The organism is Sphingomonas sp. SDUR79 (genome assembly GCF_056821745.1).
Genome location: NZ_JBPDIN010000001.1, coordinates 3,053,117 through 3,070,983 on the forward strand (window position 1 = coordinate 3,053,117; position 17,867 = coordinate 3,070,983).

General features: G+C 66.2%; 15 protein-coding genes. 4 read left to right on the top strand and 11 right to left on the bottom strand.

Annotated elements, in window-relative coordinates; all coding sequences use genetic code 11:
* The first annotated feature begins 15 nt into the window (after positions 1 to 15).
* Together ACRYLO_RS15015 and ACRYLO_RS15020 are read left to right on the top strand one after the other, a co-directional pair.
* Positions 16 to 1,695, top strand: a complete 1,680-nt coding sequence (locus tag ACRYLO_RS15015; RefSeq protein WP_482660896.1) for a M28 family metallopeptidase — start codon at positions 16 to 18, stop codon at positions 1,693 to 1,695.
* Between the two features lie 130 nt (positions 1,696 to 1,825).
* Complete coding sequence (locus ACRYLO_RS15020; RefSeq protein WP_482660897.1) at positions 1,826 to 2,650, top strand: Rossmann-fold NAD(P)-binding domain-containing protein; 825 nt, start codon at positions 1,826 to 1,828, stop codon at positions 2,648 to 2,650.
* Here ACRYLO_RS15020 and ACRYLO_RS15025 read toward each other — a convergent pair.
* Genes ACRYLO_RS15025 through ACRYLO_RS15035 form a run of 3 tightly spaced genes read right to left on the bottom strand, consistent with a single transcriptional unit; the run spans position 2,560 to position 5,388 of the window.
* Positions 2,560 to 3,489, bottom strand: coding sequence for a DMT family transporter (locus tag ACRYLO_RS15025; protein ID WP_482660898.1), 930 nt, complete (start codon positions 3,487 to 3,489; stop codon positions 2,560 to 2,562). The genes ACRYLO_RS15020 and ACRYLO_RS15025 overlap by 91 nt on opposite strands.
* On the bottom strand, positions 3,486 to 4,487 hold the full coding sequence (locus ACRYLO_RS15030) for a threonine aldolase family protein (RefSeq protein ID WP_482661755.1): 1,002 nt from the start codon (positions 4,485 to 4,487) through the stop codon (positions 3,486 to 3,488). Before ACRYLO_RS15030 ends, ACRYLO_RS15025 begins: the two co-directional genes overlap by 4 nt.
* A 49-nt stretch (positions 4,488 to 4,536) precedes the next feature.
* Positions 4,537 to 5,388 carry an SDR family oxidoreductase gene (locus ACRYLO_RS15035; protein ID WP_482660899.1) on the bottom strand — a complete coding sequence of 284 codons (852 nt, stop codon included), beginning with the start codon at positions 5,386 to 5,388 and terminating at the stop codon, positions 4,537 to 4,539.
* A gap of 96 nt (positions 5,389 to 5,484) precedes the next feature.
* Here ACRYLO_RS15035 and ACRYLO_RS15040 point away from each other — a divergent pair, with 96 nt between their 5' ends.
* Positions 5,485 to 6,006, top strand: coding sequence for a hypothetical protein (locus ACRYLO_RS15040; protein ID WP_482660900.1), 522 nt, complete (start codon positions 5,485 to 5,487; stop codon positions 6,004 to 6,006).
* Positions 6,006 to 6,485: a DUF421 domain-containing protein gene (locus ACRYLO_RS15045; protein ID WP_482660901.1), complete on the top strand. Its 480-nt coding sequence runs from the start codon at positions 6,006 to 6,008 to the stop codon at positions 6,483 to 6,485. The genes ACRYLO_RS15040 and ACRYLO_RS15045 overlap by 1 nt, the downstream gene beginning before the upstream one ends.
* 430 nt (positions 6,486 to 6,915) lie before the next feature.
* On the opposite strand, the gene ACRYLO_RS15050 is transcribed toward ACRYLO_RS15045, so the two are convergent.
* From ACRYLO_RS15050 to ACRYLO_RS15085, 8 genes are all read right to left on the bottom strand, one after another.
* Positions 6,916 to 7,941 (bottom strand): GGDEF domain-containing protein, encoded by a 1,026-nt coding sequence (locus tag ACRYLO_RS15050; RefSeq protein ID WP_482660902.1) that lies wholly within the window; start codon positions 7,939 to 7,941, stop codon positions 6,916 to 6,918.
* A gap of 112 nt (positions 7,942 to 8,053) precedes the next feature.
* Positions 8,054 to 8,599, bottom strand: coding sequence for a peroxiredoxin (locus ACRYLO_RS15055; RefSeq protein WP_482660903.1), 546 nt, complete (start codon positions 8,597 to 8,599; stop codon positions 8,054 to 8,056).
* 29 nt (positions 8,600 to 8,628) lie between these two features.
* Positions 8,629 to 9,735, bottom strand: coding sequence for a phospholipase A (locus ACRYLO_RS15060; RefSeq protein ID WP_482661756.1), 1,107 nt, complete (start codon positions 9,733 to 9,735; stop codon positions 8,629 to 8,631).
* A gap of 70 nt (positions 9,736 to 9,805) precedes the next feature.
* A complete protein-coding gene (locus tag ACRYLO_RS15065; protein WP_482660904.1) occupies positions 9,806 to 11,149 on the bottom strand; it encodes an HlyD family type I secretion periplasmic adaptor subunit in 1,344 nt (447 codons plus the stop codon).
* Entirely contained in the window at positions 11,146 to 12,897 is a 1,752-nt protein-coding gene (locus ACRYLO_RS15070; RefSeq protein ID WP_482660905.1) for a type I secretion system permease/ATPase, read from the bottom strand. Before ACRYLO_RS15070 ends, ACRYLO_RS15065 begins: the two co-directional genes overlap by 4 nt.
* 70 nt (positions 12,898 to 12,967) lie before the next feature.
* Positions 12,968 to 13,765: a 3-deoxy-manno-octulosonate cytidylyltransferase gene (locus tag ACRYLO_RS15075; protein ID WP_482660906.1), complete on the bottom strand. Its 798-nt coding sequence runs from the start codon at positions 13,763 to 13,765 to the stop codon at positions 12,968 to 12,970.
* The gene (locus tag ACRYLO_RS15080) at positions 13,749 to 14,726 is read right to left on the bottom strand and encodes an SIS domain-containing protein (protein ID WP_482660907.1); all 978 of its coding nucleotides are present in this window, start codon (positions 14,724 to 14,726) and stop codon (positions 13,749 to 13,751) included. The genes ACRYLO_RS15075 and ACRYLO_RS15080 overlap by 17 nt, the downstream gene beginning before the upstream one ends.
* A 108-nt stretch (positions 14,727 to 14,834) precedes the next feature.
* A complete protein-coding gene (locus ACRYLO_RS15085) occupies positions 14,835 to 17,810 on the bottom strand; it encodes a M10 family metallopeptidase C-terminal domain-containing protein (RefSeq protein ID WP_482660908.1) in 2,976 nt (991 codons plus the stop codon).
* Between the last annotated feature and the right edge of the window lie 57 nt (positions 17,811 to 17,867).

The window sequence follows — 17,867 nt, forward strand, 5'->3', positions numbered from 1 at the left end:
CGAAAGTTGATAGCCTTGTTCAAGTCCCGCCTGCTGCGTTCGACGATCGCCTTTTCGCTGATTACCCTTTCCCCCGCCGTGATGGCGCAGGACGCCAAGGCACCCGCCGACACGCGTGCCGAGGACAATGCCCGCGTCAATGCGCCGCTGCCGCCGGCCGAGGCGGCGATGAAGGCGCATGTCATGTTCCTGGCATCAGACGCGATGAAGGGCCGCGACGCGGGATCGCCCGAATATGACATCGCCGCGCAATATGTGGCTTCGCAATATTATGCCGCGGGTCTGCGTCCGGCGGGCGATAACGGCAGCTATCTCCAGGCCGTTCCGCTGCTGAGCTTTCGCCCGGCGGACAAGGGCACGCTGACGGTCACGCGCGGCGGTACACCGGTGACGCTGGAGTTCGGCAAGGATTATATTCCCGGCGGCGACCCCGAGAAGCTGAGCACGCTGATCGATGCCGGCGTGGTGTTCGCCGGCTATGGCATTGTCGCGCCGCAATATAAGCGCGACGATTACAAGGGCGTCGATGTGAAGGGCAAGATCGTCGCGATCTTTGGCGGCGCTCCCGGAAGCTTCGACGGCGAGGAGCGCGCGCATTTCGGCAGCAACGCCAACAAGGCGGCGATCGCGGCCAAGAAGGGTGCGGCGGGCGTGATCCTGATCGAGACGCCAGGATCGCGTCGCCCGTTCGCGCAAATCGTGGATTATTGGGACGAGTGGCGGATGACCTGGGCGGATGCGCAGGGCAATGGCCATCTTACCGCCAGGGGCACGCCGACCATCGCGTCGCTGAGCACGGCGGGCGCGGCCAAGCTGTTCGGCGATGACAAGGGCTGGGCAGCGGCGACCAAGGCCGTTGCGGACGGCAAGCCCGTGCTCAAATCCTTTGCGACGCGCGTCACGCTCGCCGTCGCGCTCAAGACCGAGCGCAAGATGGTGATGAGCAGCAACGTCGCCGGGATCATTCCGGGCAGCGACCCCGCGCTGAAGGACGAGGTGGTCGTGCTGACCGCGCATCTCGACCATGTCGGCGTCGGACGCCCGGATGCGAAGGGCGACACCATCTATAACGGCGCGATGGACAATGCGATGGGCATCGCCTCACTGATCGAGGAGGCCAAGCGCTTTCGCGATTCGGGCAAACCGCCGCGCCGGTCGGTCATGTTCCTTGCCGTCACCGCAGAGGAAAAGGGCCTGATCGGCGCCGATTACTTCGCGCACAACCCGACCGTGCCGAAGGACAAGATCGTCGCGAACGTCAATCTCGACATGCCGGTCATCACCTACAAGTTCGAAGACATGATCGCATTCGGCGCGGCGCGCTCGACGCTGGGCGAGATCGTTGCGCGCGCAACCGCGACAGTGGGCGTCGGTGTCGGCACCGATCCGATGCCGGAACAGGGGTTTTTCGTCCGCTCCGACCATTATCGCTTCGTCCAGCAGGGCATTCCGTCTGTATTCCTGTGGCCGGGCATGGCCGGCGTGGGCCGCGAGGCATTCGACCGTTTCCTGTCGACCCGCTATCACCGCGCATCGGACGAGATCACCAATCCTGAAATCCTGTGGGATCAGGGCGTCCGCTTCATCGAGGCCAACTATGCAATCGCGCGCGAAATCGCCGATGCTGATGCGCGCCCGGCGTGGAAGAAGGGCGATTTCTTCGGGACCTTGTACAACGGATATGGCGCGAAGTGAGGGTCGTCTGACGCCGTTGCTCCGTTTCTCCGTCACCCCCGCGAAAGCGGGGCCCCATCTCCGATCCGTGCCGCGTGCGCAACGGTCAGGAGATGGGTTCCCGCTTTCGCGGGAATGACGGCACAAGGATATGCGCCTCCTCATTTTCGGCCTTGGGTACAGCGCGCGGCATATCGCCGCCGCGCTGCCCGCTGCGCGCGTCATGGCAACGGGCAGCGTGGGCAACCTGCCCTTCGACGATCACGACCGGGTGCGGTTCGAGATTGCGCAGGCGACGCATATCCTCTCCTCCGTCCCGCCGGGCGAGGCCGATCCGGTGTTGGCGACCTATGGCGCGGAGCTCGCCGAGAGCGCCGCGTGGCTCGGCTATTTGTCTTCGACCGGGGTCTATGGCGATGCGCAGGGCGCGTGGGTGGATGAGAGCGCACCCACCGGCACCGGGCGACGCACCGCGCGCACGGCGGCGGATGCGGCGTGGCTGGATCTGGGCGCGCGGGTGTTCCGCCTGCCCGGTATCTACGGCCCTGGCCGCTCGCCGCTCGACCGGATACTGGCGGGTGAGGCGCGGCGGATCGACGTGCCGGGACAGATATTCAGCCGCATCCATGTGACCGACCTTGCCGCCGGGGTCATTGCCGGGTTCGATGCGCCTGCCGGTGCATACAACCTCGCGGACGACGAACCCGCGCCGCAGTCCGACGTGATCGCGTTCGGATGCCGGTTGCTCGGGCACCCCGTCCCGCCGCTGGTCCCGCTCGCCGAGGCGGAGCTGTCCCCGCAAGCGCGCGCCTTTTATGCCGAGAACCGCCGGGTCGCGAACGGAAAGGCGCGGCGCGTGCTGAACTGGCGGCCGCGTTTTCCCGATTATCGCGCGGGCCTGCGCGCCTTGAGCGCGACGATGAGTCCGATGCCCGCCAGCGCCGCGCCCGCCCCGGCCAGCAGCGACCAGCGATAGCCTTCAAACACCGTCGAAAGCAGCATCGCGATCACCGGGATCAGCACGCTGGAATAGGCCGCCTTGGCCGGGCCGATCACGCGAATGATGCCGAAGTAGAGCGGGAAGGCCACTGCCGACGCGACAATGCCGAGATACAGGACCCCGGCGATATAGGTCGCGGTCCATTCGAATACCGGCGGGCCGGCGGTGATCCAGGCGAACGCACCGTCCATCATCGCGCCGAGCAGCATCGCCCAGGCGATCATGGTCGCCATCGGATAACGTTTCGATCTCTCGGTCGCCTGCATGACATTGGCAACGGACGCGCACATGACGCCGAGCAGGGTGACGCCGATTCCGTAATAGACCTCGCCGCTCGCCAGGGGGTCGCGGCGGATCTCATGCACGAACAGCAACGCCACGCCCGCCATCGCCACGACCGACCCGACCAGCAGCTGCCGCCCCATCCGCTGGCCCAGGAAGATGCGCGACAGGATCGCGTTTGGCACGAGCAGCAGGGCAAATACCACGGCCACAAGGCCGGAGGTGACGTGCATCTCCGCGCGATAGACGAAGTTGAAGTTGAGGACGAACTGCATCAGCCCGAGCAACGCCGCGAACCCCATGCCGCGCGCGTCGAGCCATAACGGCTGGCGCGACCACGCCGCCCAGGCGAGCATCGCGATTCCGCCGACCAGAAAGCGATAGGTGACCGACCAGGTCGGCGGCACCACCCCCAGCTGACCGGTGATCACCAGCCAGGTCGATCCCCAGATCAGCGTGACGATGCCGAACGGGATCAGCACCGCGAGCTTTGTCGAATTGGGCCGGGGGGCCGCTGGCGCGCCCTCGCTCACAGCGCGGCGAGCGCCGCGGCGAGCGGAGCGACCGCGGCCGCGTCCTGATCCCAGGCGACGACGAAGCGCGCCTCGCCCACGCCCCAGTCGTAAAAGTCAAAGCCCTGCGCGCGCAGCGATGCGGCCTCGTCCGCAGTCAGCCGCACGAACACGGCGTTGGATTCGACCGGGTGCACCAACCGATGCGGCGCGGCCTGCCCCAGCAACGCCGCCCCCGCATTGGCGGCGCGGGCGTTGCGCAGCCAGACATCATCGTCGAGCATTGCGATCAGCTGTGCCGCGAGATAGCGGCCCTTGGACTGGAGGTGTCCGGCACGCTTGCGGCGCATCTTGCAGGTTTCGGCGAGGTCGGGGCGGAAGAACACCAAAGCCTCCGCGCCCATGCCGCCATTCTTGATGAAGCCGAAGCTCAGCGCATCGACGCCGGCGCGCCATGTCACATCCGCCGGGTCGCAGCCATGATGCACCAGCGCATTGGCGAAGCGCGCGCCGTCCATATGGAGGGCCAGATTGCGGCTGCGCGCAAGATCGCCGATCGCGGCCACCTCGGCCGGGGCATAGGCGAGCCCATATTCGGTGGCGTTGGTGATCGAGATCGCATGCGGCTGGACCCAGTGTACGCCCGGCTTCACCGCGTCGAGCACGGCACGGATCGCGTCGGGGGTCAGCTTTGCGCCTGGCCCCTCGGCCAGCATGAGCTTGGCACCGTGCGTGTAGAATTCGGGCGCCCCGCCCTCGTCCATCTGGATATGCGCCTCGCGGTGACACACCACGCCGCCATAGGGCGGGCAGAGCGAGGCGAGCGCGAGGCAATTGGCGGCGGTGCCGGTCGGTACCCACAGCACCGCCACCTCAGTCTCGAACAACTCCGAGAACCGCGCGTCGAGCGCCGCGCTCCAGCGGTCGCCGTCATAGGCGGTGTCCTGGACGTTGGCGGCGGAGAGCGCCGCGATCACCTCGGGACAGGCGGGGGCGGCATTGTCGGAGAAGAAGCGCATGGCGGCCCAGATGCGCCGCCATGCGATCTTGGTCAATCAGCCGCTTGTGTCAGCCGTTGACGATGATCCCGCCATTGGGATGCAGCACCTGTCCCGACATGTAGCTCGCATCGTCGCAGGCGAGGAACAGGAAGGCCGGAGCGACTTCATTGGGCTGGCCGGGGCGCCCCATCGGTGTGTCTTCGCCGAAGGTTTTGAGCTTTTCCGGCGAGGCACCGCCACAGGGGTTGAGCGGGGTCCAGATCGGGCCGGGCGCGACCGCGTTCACGCGGATCCCCTTCTCGATCAGATTTTCCGAAAGCGAGCGGGTAAAGGCGGTGATCGCGCCCTTGGTGCTCGAATAATCGAGCAGCTCGGCCGAGCCCTGATACATGGTCACGGATGTACAATTGATGATCGCTGCGCCTGATTTCAGGTGTGGAAGCGCGGCCTGTACCAGGTAGAACATGCCGAAGATGTTGGTCTGGAACGTGCGGAGCAATTGCTCTTCGGTAATGTCCCGAATGTCCTTGTCGGGATGCTGTTCGCCGGCATTGTTGATGAGGACATCGAGCCGTCCGAAGGCGTCGATTGTCTGCGCGACCGCGCGATCGCACATCTTCTTTGACCCGACATCGGCCTTGATCAGGATCGCACGGCGACCTTCCGACTCGACAATGCGTTTAGTTTCCTCGGCATCCGCGTCTTCGAGCAGATAGAGGATGGCGATGTCGGCGCCTTCGCGGGCAAACAGGGCGGCGACGGCGCGACCGATGCCGCTATCGGCGCCGGTGATCAGCGCGACCTTGCCATCGAGGCGGCCAGAACCGGGGTAGCGCGGCTGCCATTGCGGCTTGGGGTCGAGCGTCCGCTCTTCGCCCGGCAGCGCGTCTTCGTGGATCATTTCGGCGGTGTCGGTCATGCGTACGCTCCATCTGACCCCCGTCCCGCGTATCAACCGGAGCGGCGAAGGAGAGTTCCGGCAACCAGTGCCGTCGGCGCTCGTTTCAGCTGCGCGATGGCCCAGTTGACCTATCCCGACGGGATCGACCCCGCACATGCCGAGCCGCGCAGCGGAGGCTGGCGGCGCTGGATCGTGGTCCTGCTGCTGGCTGCGATCATGCTCGCCGCGTTGCTCGGCGCGTTTGGCGGCGGAAAAGCGCGTCCGGTGATCGCCACGGGTGAAGCTGCCCAACTCGAGGTCCGCACCCCGCGCGTGATCCGCAATGGCATGTTCTTCGAAACGCAGATCCGCGTCACGGCGCGCGCGCCAATCGCAAAAGCGGTGATCGCGGTCGATGCCGGGCTGTGGCGCGACATGACGATCAACACGATGCTGCCCGCTCCCAGCGAAGAGTCGTTCAAGGACGGGGCATTCCGCTTCGATTATGGCCCGCTCAAATCGGGCGAGACGCTGACCGTCAAGATCGATGGCCAGATCAACCCGCCGCTGTTCGCGGGGACCGAGGGCACAGTCGCGGTGCTGGATGGCGAGCGCGAACTGGCGGCGTTGCCGCTTACCATCACGGTGCTGCCCTGATGGATATCGTGATCCGCGCCAGCGTGATGTTCGCGCTTCTGTTCGGGCTGCTGCGCCTGATGGGCAAGCGCGAGCTGGGACAGATGACGCCGTTCGAGCTGGTGATGCTGGTGGTGCTGGGTGACCTGATCCAGCAGGGGGTCACGCATAATGATTTCAGCCTGACCAGCGCGACGCTGGCGATCGCGACCTTTGCGTTCTGGGCGACCGTGCTCGGCTGGGTCAGCTATCGCTGGCCGCGCGCCGAGCGGGCGATCGAGGGCGAGCCGCGTGTGCTGATCCGCGACGGGGCGTTGATCGAAGCGAATATGAAGCGCGACCGGCTAACGCGGCGCGAGCTGGAATCGGAGATGCGGCTGGCGGGGATTGTGTCCGTCCGCGATGTCGCCTGGGCGATCCTGGAGCCCGAGGGGCGGATCAGCTTCATCAGGCGCGGGGACGGCGAGCCCGCACAGGCAGAGGATGCGCGGCCCGCGTGAAGCGGGGGCGCACCCCGCCGGTCAGGCGATGAAGCCTGCCGACTGGGGTGCGATGGTGGTGGCGACCATGGCGGCGGTGAGACCGATCGACACGAGCGCGACGAGAAGCTGACGAACCATTTTATCTACTCCCTGTGAGATTGCGGCGGGTCAGGCGACCGGGCCGAGGCTGACGGTGTTGGCGACCATCATCAGGGTGAAGGCAGCAGCGCCGACCAGAGCGACGGCGGAGCGGGCGAAGCTTTCGAAACGGAGTGCCATGATGTGTTTTCCCTCTTTTGCTTCCCGGAGGATCATTCCGCCGGGGATGCCAGAAGGATTGCAGAGACCGTGCCAGTTTCGCTAAACGATTGATTTAGCTGGACTTGCAATTTTATTGCGAGGGAATGTGGGAAATATCGCCAGTTGGCATGGCGCATTTTACCAACGTTCAGCCGCCAATAATGCGGTTACGCCCGGCATGTTTGGCTTCGTACAGCTTGGCGTCGGCACGCGAGAAGCTGTCGGCGAGCGATTCGCCGATATGCACGCGGGTAAGGCCCGCAGAGAAGGTGATCTCACCGATCGGCAGATCGGATTCGCGAAGCCGATAGCGCTTCGATGCCACCATGGACCGCGCATGCTCCATGATGTCGCGCGCCTTGGCGATGCCGATGCCGGAAAACAGGATCGCGAACTCCTCGCCGCCATGCCGCGCGACGAGATGGCCGACACAGACTTCGCTCAGCCCCTGGGCGATGGTGCGCAGCACGCGATCCCCGACCGAGTGCCCGAACCGGTCGTTGACCGATTTGAAGTGATCGACGTCGCACACCGCAATGCACAGCCGCGCGCCGGACGCCTGCTGCGCACTGAACGCCTCCTCGAACGCCCGTCGGTTGGGCAATTCGGTAAGGGCGTCGCGGCGCGCATTGTCGCGTGCCTCTTCAAGCGCGCTGCGCAGTTCGCTCGCTTCCCGCGTTGCGCTTTCCAGCTGCGATTCGGCGCGATGGACGCGCTCGAGCATCGCCCCGGTAATGCGCGACACTTCTTCGAGCGCGACGCCGGTCGGCCCGTCGCCTGACCGGCGGATCGCATCGGCGCTGGCGGCAAGATCGCGACCGAAGCCGGCGGTCTCGGCGCGCATCGCCTGGACCATGTCCTGAAAGCCCTCGACCTGCATCTGTGTCTTGGCGACGAGGCCGTCGACCTTCTCACGCGCCTTTGCAGCATTGGCCGGCGGTTCGCAGCCAAGCGCTTCGATGTCGCGCTGAGTCAGCCGGACGCCACCCTCGGTCAGATGTTCAACCGCTTTGGCGAGCGCGCCGTCGGGATCGTGCAGCAAATGCCAGGCAAAGGCGAAATTGGCCGGGATGGGTTCGAGCCGCTGGTCGAACAGGAAGGTGCCGATGCGCTCGTACAACTGACGCGCCGCATCCCCGGCCTCGTCCGTACGTGACGCCCTCGCCAGCCTCACCAACCTGTCCTCCGCCTTACCAAAGCGCCCACCCATTGCGCGCTGCTCCGTCGCCACCGGACCTAATCCGGAAACTGCTAATATCCGGTGAAACGGGCCACGCCGTAACGAATCAGCGCTTCTGGGCGGCACGCCAGTCGCGCACGGCGGCGAGCGTGTTGCGCACGTGATCCGCCGGGCTGCGGTCGCTGTGCGCGTAGATAATCTTGCCGTTGGGCGCGATGACGTAGCTGGTGCGGTTGGTCGCGTCGCGGCCCCCGATCTGGCGGTCCAACGCAACGTCGTATCCGCGAATGACTTCCGGGCTGGCACTGGCGACCGCGAACTTTCCGGCACAGTCCTTGGCCGAGAAATCGCGCAACTTATCCACAGGATCGGCCGACATGCCGATCACCACGGCGCCCGCTTTCTTGAAATCGTCGACCGCCGCAGCGAATGCCGCCGCCTCGGCGCTGCACCCCGGCGTGAACGCGGCGGGGAAGAAATACAGGACCACCGGCCCCTTTTTCAGCTGGGTAGCGAGGTTCACGGTGAAATCGCGCCCTGCAATCGCGCCCTTGGCCGTGAAATTGGGCGCCTTTGCCCCCGGAGCCAGCGCGGCGCTCGCCGGCATGGTCAGCGGCAGCATCAGGGCGGCAAGAGCAAGCTTAAGGCGCATAATGTCTCTCCTAACGGTCGCCGGGCGACCTACCGCGTCAGCGCTATCCCGATCCGGGCATGGGTATCGCGGCGGCGATGATCGTCCAGTGCTTCGCCATAGCCTGTAAAGCCTTGCGCGAAGAGATAGAAGCCAAGATCGCCGTGCAGCCGGGCGAGCGGGTAGGAGGCGAACAGCTCAGCCGCGCCGCGCCCGCTGTCAGGACTGCCGCGAACGGTCAGCGCCAGCTTGAGGCTGTCCGGCTTGACGAGCGCAAGGCCGAGCGCGCCATTGCCCCAATAACGGTCGAGATCGGGGGCCACCCCCTGTTTGCCGACATAGACCCAGGCCTGGGGGGTCACCTCCGCACGCCAGCTGTCGCCCAGATCGAAGGTCTTGGTCGCGCGCAGGAAGATGCGGTTCGAATCGATCGAGGTCGCCGGCCCCTCGCCATTTGAATCATGTCGCCAGCCAAGCCCGATCGTCGCGCTCGGATCGATCGCCCGCTCGACATAAACCTCGGGCGAATAGGTGGTGTGGGCAAATGGCCCGGACGGAAGATCGAGCCGCCAGAACATCGTCTGAGTATAGGCGAAGCGCAAATGGCTGAACGCGCCGTCGCCACCGATCGGTTGGAACGCGAAGCTGACCTGCAGCTTGCCGCCCGAATCGCCCAGGCCGAATGCGCCATAGACGGGTTCGTGCGGCGTGAACCGGTCGAGAAAGCCAGATCGTGTGCCGGAAGATGTCGGGGCCTCATGCTCGCCCGCCCCGGCGCTGCGCGGGGCGGCGGCAGGTGCATCAGCGGTCCAGGGCGCGCCGACCCCGGAAGGGAGCGGCGCACCCGGCAGTGGCTTGGTCACCGGACGGGCGGCATAGCCGGTCGGAACATAGCGCGCCTTGGCAAAGCTGCCGGGAGCGATCGTCGCGGTCGGAGCGGGCAGGCGCTCAAGGATCAGGCGCGTGCCGTCGGCGGCGGTCACCTCGATCGTGCGCGGCCCTTCCGCAGCGACCGGGGCGGCACCTTCGTTGATCAGGATCACCTCGACCCCGCGCAGCGCCGCCGCTTCCGATTCGGGCTGAGTCGGCACGGCGCGCAGCTGCGCTGCGGCGGGCGACGCCATCGTGGCAGCGGCAAGAAGGAGCAGGCTTCGCATGGTCACCGGATGCCAGCGCGCGATGACGTTTGCGAGTCGGAAACGCAACGCCGGCGCGTCATCGCCGCCCTCACCCCTCACGCAGCGCGTAGCGGACCTGATCGAGCAGCGGTTTGGTGATGTAGGACAGGATCGAGCGGCTGCCGGTGGACACGAACACCTCGGCCGGCATCCCGGCCTTGAGCGCGATCTGGGGCTGGCGCGCCAATGTCGCTGCATCGACGCGCACGCGGATGCGGTAAAAGGCCTGACGCGTGGCATCGTCGCGCGTCAACTCAGGCGACACGAAGATCAGCTTGCCCGGAATATCGGGCGTCGCCTGACGATCGAGGCCGGAAAAGACGATGCGCGCATCCTGGCCGATGCGCACCTGGTCGACATCCTGCGGGCGAATGCGGGCTTCGATCACCAGCGTATCGCGGTCCGGGACGATCTGAAGGATCGGCTGGGCGGCGGGAACCGCGCTGCCGGTGGTAGTATAGGCGATCTTGTCGACCGTGCCCGATTGCGGTGCGCGCACATCGCTGCGCGCAAAGGCATCGGCGGCGGTGGCGACGCGCAGCTGCTGTTCGTTGATCTGCGCGACGACGTCGGCGAGTTGGGTCGCCGCCTCGCTGCGCATATTCTTGGTGACGTTCAGGATCTGCTCGCGCGTTTCGGCGATGCGGGCGCGTGCCTGGGCGATGTTCGATTGCAGCGCCGCGCGGCTCCCCTCCAGCTGGACGGCGGCGCGCTCGGCGCTGTTGAGCCGGTTGATCGTCACCAGCTGCTTCTCGTGCAGCCGGCGCAGTCCCTCCAGCTCGGGCTCGATCAGCACCAGCTGGCGATCGGCGGCGGCGATCTGGACGCGGTAACCGGCGATCTCGCTGTCGAGCTGCTCGATTCGCTGGCGCAGCAGGTCGAGCGTACCCGACAGTTCGGCGCGGCGCAGCGCCAACAGGCCCTGTTCGCGCGCGATCAATTCACGCACGCGCGCGTCGCCGGTCCCGGAAAGCTCGGGCGGCAGCCGCAGGCTCGCGGTGCCATCGCGCTCCGCCTCGAGCCGGGCGCGGCGGATCAGCAGCTGTTCCAGCCCCTGCGACGCCGATTGCGATCCGACCTGGGTGACCGTGGTATCGAGCCGAACCAGCAGCTGCCCCTGGCGCACGCGATCGCCGTTGCGGACCAGTACTTCGCGTAGGACGCCACCATTGGGGTGGCTGACCACGCGCACGCTGGAATCGACCACCACCTCGCCCATCCCGATCACCGCGCCGCCGACCTGCAGGATCGCGGACAGGCCGAACAGGCCGAATACGAGAAATCCGATCAGCGCAAAGGCGCGGCGGGTGCGGCGCTGGAGGCGCGCGTCGGCGGCACCGGGATCGGCAAGTTCATAGGCCGCATCATCGTCGACCGGGCTGTGCGCGTTCATGCCGATCCGCCGCGCTGCGGAAGGACCGCGACATTGGCCGTCTCGGGCGCGCCGCGGGGGCGGATCACCTTGGCCAGCACCTCGTCGCGCGGACCGAATGCCTGCACCGCACCGCCGCGGATAAACAGCGCGAGATCGACCGCGGCAAGGATCGCGGGGCGATGCGCGACCATCAGCACGATACCGCCGCGTTCGCGCACCTGCTGTACCGCGCGGATCAGCGCTGTCTCACCTTCATGGTCGAGGTTCGAATTGGGCTCGTCCAGCACGACCAGAAACGGGTCGCGATAGAGCGCGCGGGCGAGCGCGATGCGCTGGCGCTGCCCGGCGGACAGCTGGCCGCCATCCTCGCCCACCTCCAGGTCATAGCCATCGGGCAGCTGCAGGATAAGGTCATGTACCCCCGCCGCGCGCGCCGCAGCGAAGACCAGATCGGCGGGGGCGTCGGGTTCGAACCGGGCGATATTCTGCGCAATGGTCCCGGCAAACAGCTCGACCGACTGCGGGAGATAGCCGATATGCGCGCCGAGCTGATCGGCATCCCATTGATCGATCGTCGCGCCGTCGAGTCGCACACAGCCGCGCGCCGGCTTCCACGCGCCGATCACGCCGCGCACCAGCGATGACTTGCCCGAACCGCTGGGCCCGAGAATGCCGACTGCCTGCCCCGCCTGTAGCCGGAAGCTCGCGTCGCTGACCGTGGTGCGCGTCGCAGCGGGCGGGGTGAGCGTCAGATGTTCGACCGACAGTGTCTGGGCGGGCGGGGGCAGATTCGTGCGCGCCTGGGTCGGGGCAGGCAGCTGGCGCAACAGGTTCGACAGGCGCGACCAGCTTTGCCGCGCGCCGACAAAGCCCCGCCAATTGGCGATCGCCGCATCGACCGGCGCAAGCGCACGCCCGGCCAGGATCGCGCTGGCAAAGATGATCCCCGCCGTCGCCTTGCCATCGATGACCAGCACCGCGCCGACGGTCAGCACCGCCGACTGCAGGAGCATGCGCAGCACCTTGCTGACGCCGGTGAGGGTCGAGGTCGCGTCGGTGAGCGCCGCTTGCTCGCGCAGCATCGTCGTGTGCGCAGTGTGCCACTGCGCCACCATCCGCTGGCGCATCCCCAGGCTCGCGATCAGCTCGGCATGGCGCCAGCGTCGGTCGCCCAGGCTGCGGCGCCGCGCCCCGGCCTCGTTCACTGCGGCAAGATGGCGCGCGTTGATCCGCTCCGCCGCGACGGTCAGGCCCGCCAGCACGATCATCCCGACCAGCGTCACGACGCCGAGCCAATAATGCACCAGGGTCAGCACCAGCAGGAAGAAGATCATCCAGGGCAGGTCGATCAGCGCGGGCGGCCCGGCGCTCGCGATGAAACTGCGCAGCTGGTCGAGATCGCGGGTCGGGCTGACCAGTTCCTTTGCATCGGGGCGTTCGAGCGCCACGCGCCCTTCGATCTGCTGCACCCGCCCGACCAGGCTGTTGTCGAGCGAGGCGGCGACATCGGCGAGCATCCGTGAGCGCATCACGTCGAACGCGCCGTAAAAGGCGAAGGCGACGATCACCATCAGGAACAGACTGATCAGCGTCGCCTGGTGCTGCCCCGGCAGCACCCGGTCATAGACCAGCATCAGATAGATCGATCCGGTCAGCATGAGGATGTTGACCATCGCGCTCAGCGCAACGATGCCCCACAGGCCGCCGCGCACGCGCCGCAGCGCATCGCGCAATTCGGATTCGCCGAGGCGGCTTCGCAGATCCATCATTTCGCCACGCCATTCCCCGGAATGACCCGAGCAAATACAGCGTTATGGTGCCGGGGGAAAGCGTTCGTCACGATCGCGCCGCCAGGGTGCGTTCGACCAGCGCCACATCCTCGGGATTATTGACCTCCCAAAAGCCATGCTCCGGGCGCGCGATCTCGACCAGCTTGACCGGGACGCCATGTTCCAGGAAGCGCAACTGCTCCAGCCCCTCAGCCATTTCGAGCGCCCCGGGGGGTAGCGCGGCATAATTGCGCAGCGCGTCCGGCGTATAGGCATAGAGGCCGAGATGAAGCTTCAGCCCCTCCCCCGGCCCATAGGGAATGGGGCGTTTCGAGAAATAGAGCGCCTGGCCGGAGCGATCCGCCACCACGGTGGTGCCACCGACCCGACCCGCCTGATGATCGGCGATCAGCAGCGCGCCCAGCGTGCCATCGCACGCAATCCACGGGGTCAACACCGGCATCGGCGCAGCGACCCAGGCGTCGATCAGCGCATCGAGCGCGGCGCGCGGCACAAGCGGCGAATCGCCCTGCAGGTTGATCACCAAATCGGGGTCTTCATCGCGCTGATCGAGGACTGCGGCGCAGCGCTCCGTCCCGTTGCGCAGGTCAGGCGCCGTCATCGCGACCGCGCCGCCAAAGCCCCGCACCGTATCGGCGATGCGCGCATCGTCCGTGGCAACGACGATCTCCGCACGATCCCGCACGGCCATCGCCGCTTCCCAGCTCCACTGCACCAGCGGCTTGATCACGCCATCGCCGCCCCGGAGCGGGGCAAGCGGCTTGCCCGGGAAACGCTGGGAGGCGTAGCGCGCGGGCACCACCACCAGCACGCGCGGCGGCGGCGCGTCAGAGGATGCCGGCACGCAGCAGGTCCTGAATATGCACCAGGCCGGTCGCGCGCGCCGCGTCGACCACGAACAGAGTCGAAATGCGGTGCATGCGCATCAGGTCGAGCGCCTGAGAAATATCGGCGGCTGCATCGATCGTCACGGGATCGGGCGTCATCAAATCGCGGGCGGTGAGCGTCGCGACATCCATCGCGTGACGCCGGATATCGCCATCGCTGATCGCACCGATCAACTGCCCAGCCGCATCGGTGACGCCGACAATGCCCAGCCCCTTGGCGGTTATCTCACCCACCACGTCGATGCCGATGGCCGATGCCGGTACCAATGGCAGACGGTCGCCGCCGACCATGATCTGGGCCAGCGGGCGCAACCTGCGCCCGAGATCCCCGGCGGGATGCAGCGCGCGCATGTCGCTGCGTCGATGCCCGCGGAGCTGTGCCACCAGCAATGCGAGCACATCGCCCATCGCCATCGACACGATTGTCGACGCCATCGGCGCGGCATAGTCACCGCCGCCTTCGTCGCACTGTGGGATCAGCAGCACGTGATCGCTGATCAGGGCGAGCGGCGCGTGGCTGGATGCCGTGATCGCGACGGTCTCGGCGCCGAGATGGCGGGCATGTTCGACCACCCGTACAAGTTCGCGGCTCGCCCCCGATGCGCTGAACGCCACCACGACATCCTCGCCCCGGATCGCGCCGAGATCGCCGTGCAGGGCGTCGCCGGCGTGGAGGAACTGCGCGGGGGCGTCGAGCGAACAGAGCGTGGCGGCAAGCTTGCGCGCGACGATGGCCGATTTGCCGATCCCGCTGGTCAGCACGCGGCCGCGACAGGCAGCGATATCGGCCGCAGCCGCAATCACCGTCTCATCGATGCTGTCATCGAGCAAGGCGAGCGCACGCTGCTCGGCACGCAACAGGCGATGTGCGGTCGCGCGCAGATCGCCGTCGACCAGCGACGCAGCGCGTTCACGCACCGGGCAGGCCCGCCGACAGGGGCAAGATATACGCGAACATCGAACGGCCCCAATGGTTAAGTGCGCAATGGCGGATGCAGACGTGAAGCTTGCCGCCGCCGCTGGATGTCAGGCGACCAGATACCAGCCCAGATGGGGCTGTTCCCACGCACTGATGCCACCGCCCCGCGCCACGGACAGATCGAAATCGACCAGCTTGTCCTGAACATCGGCGACGCCCGTGATCTGGGGTTCGGCACCTGCCGCGAGGATGAAATCGCTCTGCGACAGCGCTGCACGCGTGACACCGTTGATGACGATGAAATCGCCATTGCCAAGGTCGATCGCGGTGCTGCCATCATTCTCGTGCATCGAGTTGATCACCGTCTGCCAGGTCAGGCCATAGGCACTGAGATCGATGCGATCCGTCCCGGTCACGAAATCGGCGATCACGTCACCGCCGGTGCCCTGGGTGAACACGAAGATATCCGCCCCCGCTTCCCCGAACAGCACGTCATTGCCGCCACCGCCGTTGAGAATGTCGTTGCCCGCACCCCCCAGCAGCCAGTTCGCACTGGAGCTGCCGGTGATGCGGTTGTCGAGGGCGTTGCCCACCCCGAACGGCGTATCGCCGCGCAGCACGAGGTTTTCGACATTGGCATTGAGCGTATAGCCCGCGCCGCTGATCGTGGCGTAGACGGTGTCGGTGCCACCGCCCACGGCTTCGATCGTCAGATCGTCCGGGGTGTCCACATAATAGCTGTCGTCGCCCGACCCGCCATCCATCCGGTCATAATCGCCAAGGCCGCTGTCGCCGCGCAGGATGTCGTTGCCCGCGCCGCCGACGAGGATATCAGTGAAGAACCCCGACCCGCCGATCAGCGTGTCGTCGCCATCCTCGCCATAGAGCGCATCAGCTTCGGTCCCGCCGTCGAGCGTGTCGTTGCCAATCCCGCCGACGAGATAGTCGATCCCGGCATCGCCGAACAGCTGGTCCGCACCGCCTTCGCCGAACAGCGAGTCCGCACCGCTGCCGCCGCGCACAATGTCGTCGCCCGCGCCGGCGATCAGCAGGTTAGAGCCGCTATTGCCCAGGATCGTATTCGCAAGCTCGTTGCCCACGCCGAAAATATTCCCCGCCCCTTCGGCCAGGGTCAGGTTCTCGACATGCTGCCACAGATAATAGTTGCTGGTAGAGATGACGGTGTCGGTCCCCTCTCCGTCGAATTCGAACACGATGTCGTCCTGGCGGTCGACATAATAGGTATCGTTGCCGCGATCGCCGTGCAGGCCGTCCGCGCCCGCACCCCCGTTGAGGATGTTGTCGGCCGCATTGCCGATCATGAAATCATTGCCGCTGCCGCCGATCGCATTTTCGATCACCGTGCCGCGCGCGATCACGACATTGCCGCGACCGGTGCCGATGTTCGAAAACGCCTCTTCGCGCAGGTTGATCAGCTGATTGGTGCTGTTGCCCGAATAGTCGAGCGTATCGATCCCGCCATTGTCGATGATCGTGTAGGCGACATTGGGGAAGAGCGAGGCGTTGTAGATGTCGCGACCGGCAGTGCTGTTATAGCCATAGGTCGTGTCGCCGGTCCGGGTCGTCGTCACCGTGCCATACATATTGGCAACCGCGATCGCATCGGCCGCCATCGGCGACAGCGTGAACTGTCGGGTATAGCCGAGCCCGGCGAAATAGCCGTTCTCGAGCGCGTCGAAATACGACATGACCGTCGTGATCCACGCGTCGTTGAGATAGCCCGCATCGGTCGCATAGTCGGCCGAGCTGTTGTAATTGCCGCCATGGCCCAAGCCGAGCGCGTGGCCGATCTCATGGACATAGGTCTGGAACGAATAGCTGTTAAGCGACGTGCCGTAGGTGGTCAGCCAGCCCGTACCGACATTGACGTTGGCGCTCGAGGTGACGCCGGCGCCGTTGAACGACGCGTTCGCGAACGCACCTTCCTCATCGTCGTCGAACGTGATCTGCGCATTGCCGGTCTGCTCGGCGAAGTTGATCCCGGTAAAGTCGGTCCACAATTGCAGGGCCGCGCGCGCCAGCGTCTGGCCGGCGGCCGTCAGCGCGCTGATGTCGACCGTCAGCGTGCCGCCCGGCGCCACGTCGAAATGGTGCGGCGTGGTCCAGTAGAGCGTCGTGAGCTGGTTCGCGATCTGGTCGTTGGTCCACAGCGTGAGCGGCGGCGCTTCGCCAAAGCTCAGCGTAAAGCTGCCCTGGTCCGATTCGCGCCACGTGCCGACATCGATATAATAGGTGCCGCTTGTGGTCGGGGTGAAGACGAGCCGCGAATAGGTGCCCGCACCGCCGTCGTCATTCTCGCCGATCGCGTTGCCGTTGGCGTCGCGCAGCATCAGCAACGTGTCGACCGTACCGCTACCCGACGTCTCGAACACATACCGCGTTCCGGCCGTCAACGTGACTCCATACCAGTCATGGTCACCCAGGCCGTTGAGGTTCACCGTGGTCGATCCACCAAATGTAACGGTGGCGGTGGTGGTCCGGTTGTCGACCACCGTGTCGGCCGGGTTCCACAGGCCGCTGCTGGCAAACAGGCTGTACGAGCCGGTCACGCTGCTGCTGAACCCGCTGACATCGACGAAATAGGTACCGGTCGTGGTCGCGGTGAAGGTGATGTGCGACAACACGTCCTGCCCGCCATCGTCATTGGTGACGATTACGCCGCCGCTCGAATCGCGCAACCTGAGCAGCGTGTCGGTTGGATCCTGCGCACCGTTGGTCCAGAAGGTGTAGGTCTGACCGGCGGTCAGGGTGACCCGATACCAGTCTTGGTCGCTTCCAGTGTCGATCGCCCCCGCGACCGAACCGCCGAACACCACCGCATCGGTCGAACCGGTATTGCCGGGCGCGTCGCTCGCCACCTCGACCGGGAGCAGGTCGTCATCGTCCAGTCGCGCCTTGGCACAGGCTTCGCACATGCACGAGGTGACTTCCGCGTGCTGGACCAGCGCGGTGCCGATCGACCCGTCGAGCTGCACGCCGCCGCCGAACCCGTCGACGATGCGTGAAAAGCCGGCGAAATTGCCGTCGGTGACGCCATCAAGCCTTGTCGAGATTCCGAACACACGCTGCCTCCCTCACCGGATGCCGTCCGATCGGACATCCTTGAAAAGGCGGTGCAA

Coding starts and splice junctions, on each gene's coding strand:
- ACRYLO_RS15020 (WP_482660897.1), top strand. CDS start 1,826: ATGCGCCTCCTCATTTTCGGCCTTGGGTACAGCGCGCGGCATATCGCC.
- ACRYLO_RS15030 (WP_482661755.1), bottom strand. CDS start 4,487: ATGCGCTTCTTCTCCGACAATGCCGCCCCCGCCTGTCCCGAGGTGATC.
- ACRYLO_RS15035 (WP_482660899.1), bottom strand. CDS start 5,388: ATGACCGACACCGCCGAAATGATCCACGAAGACGCGCTGCCGGGCGAA.
- ACRYLO_RS15040 (WP_482660900.1), top strand. CDS start 5,485: ATGGCCCAGTTGACCTATCCCGACGGGATCGACCCCGCACATGCCGAG.
- ACRYLO_RS15045 (WP_482660901.1), top strand. CDS start 6,006: ATGGATATCGTGATCCGCGCCAGCGTGATGTTCGCGCTTCTGTTCGGG.
- ACRYLO_RS15055 (WP_482660903.1), bottom strand. CDS start 8,599: ATGCGCCTTAAGCTTGCTCTTGCCGCCCTGATGCTGCCGCTGACCATG.
- ACRYLO_RS15060 (WP_482661756.1), bottom strand. CDS start 9,735: ATGCGAAGCCTGCTCCTTCTTGCCGCTGCCACGATGGCGTCGCCCGCC.
- ACRYLO_RS15065 (WP_482660904.1), bottom strand. CDS start 11,149: ATGAACGCGCACAGCCCGGTCGACGATGATGCGGCCTATGAACTTGCC.
- ACRYLO_RS15070 (WP_482660905.1), bottom strand. CDS start 12,897: ATGGATCTGCGAAGCCGCCTCGGCGAATCCGAATTGCGCGATGCGCTG.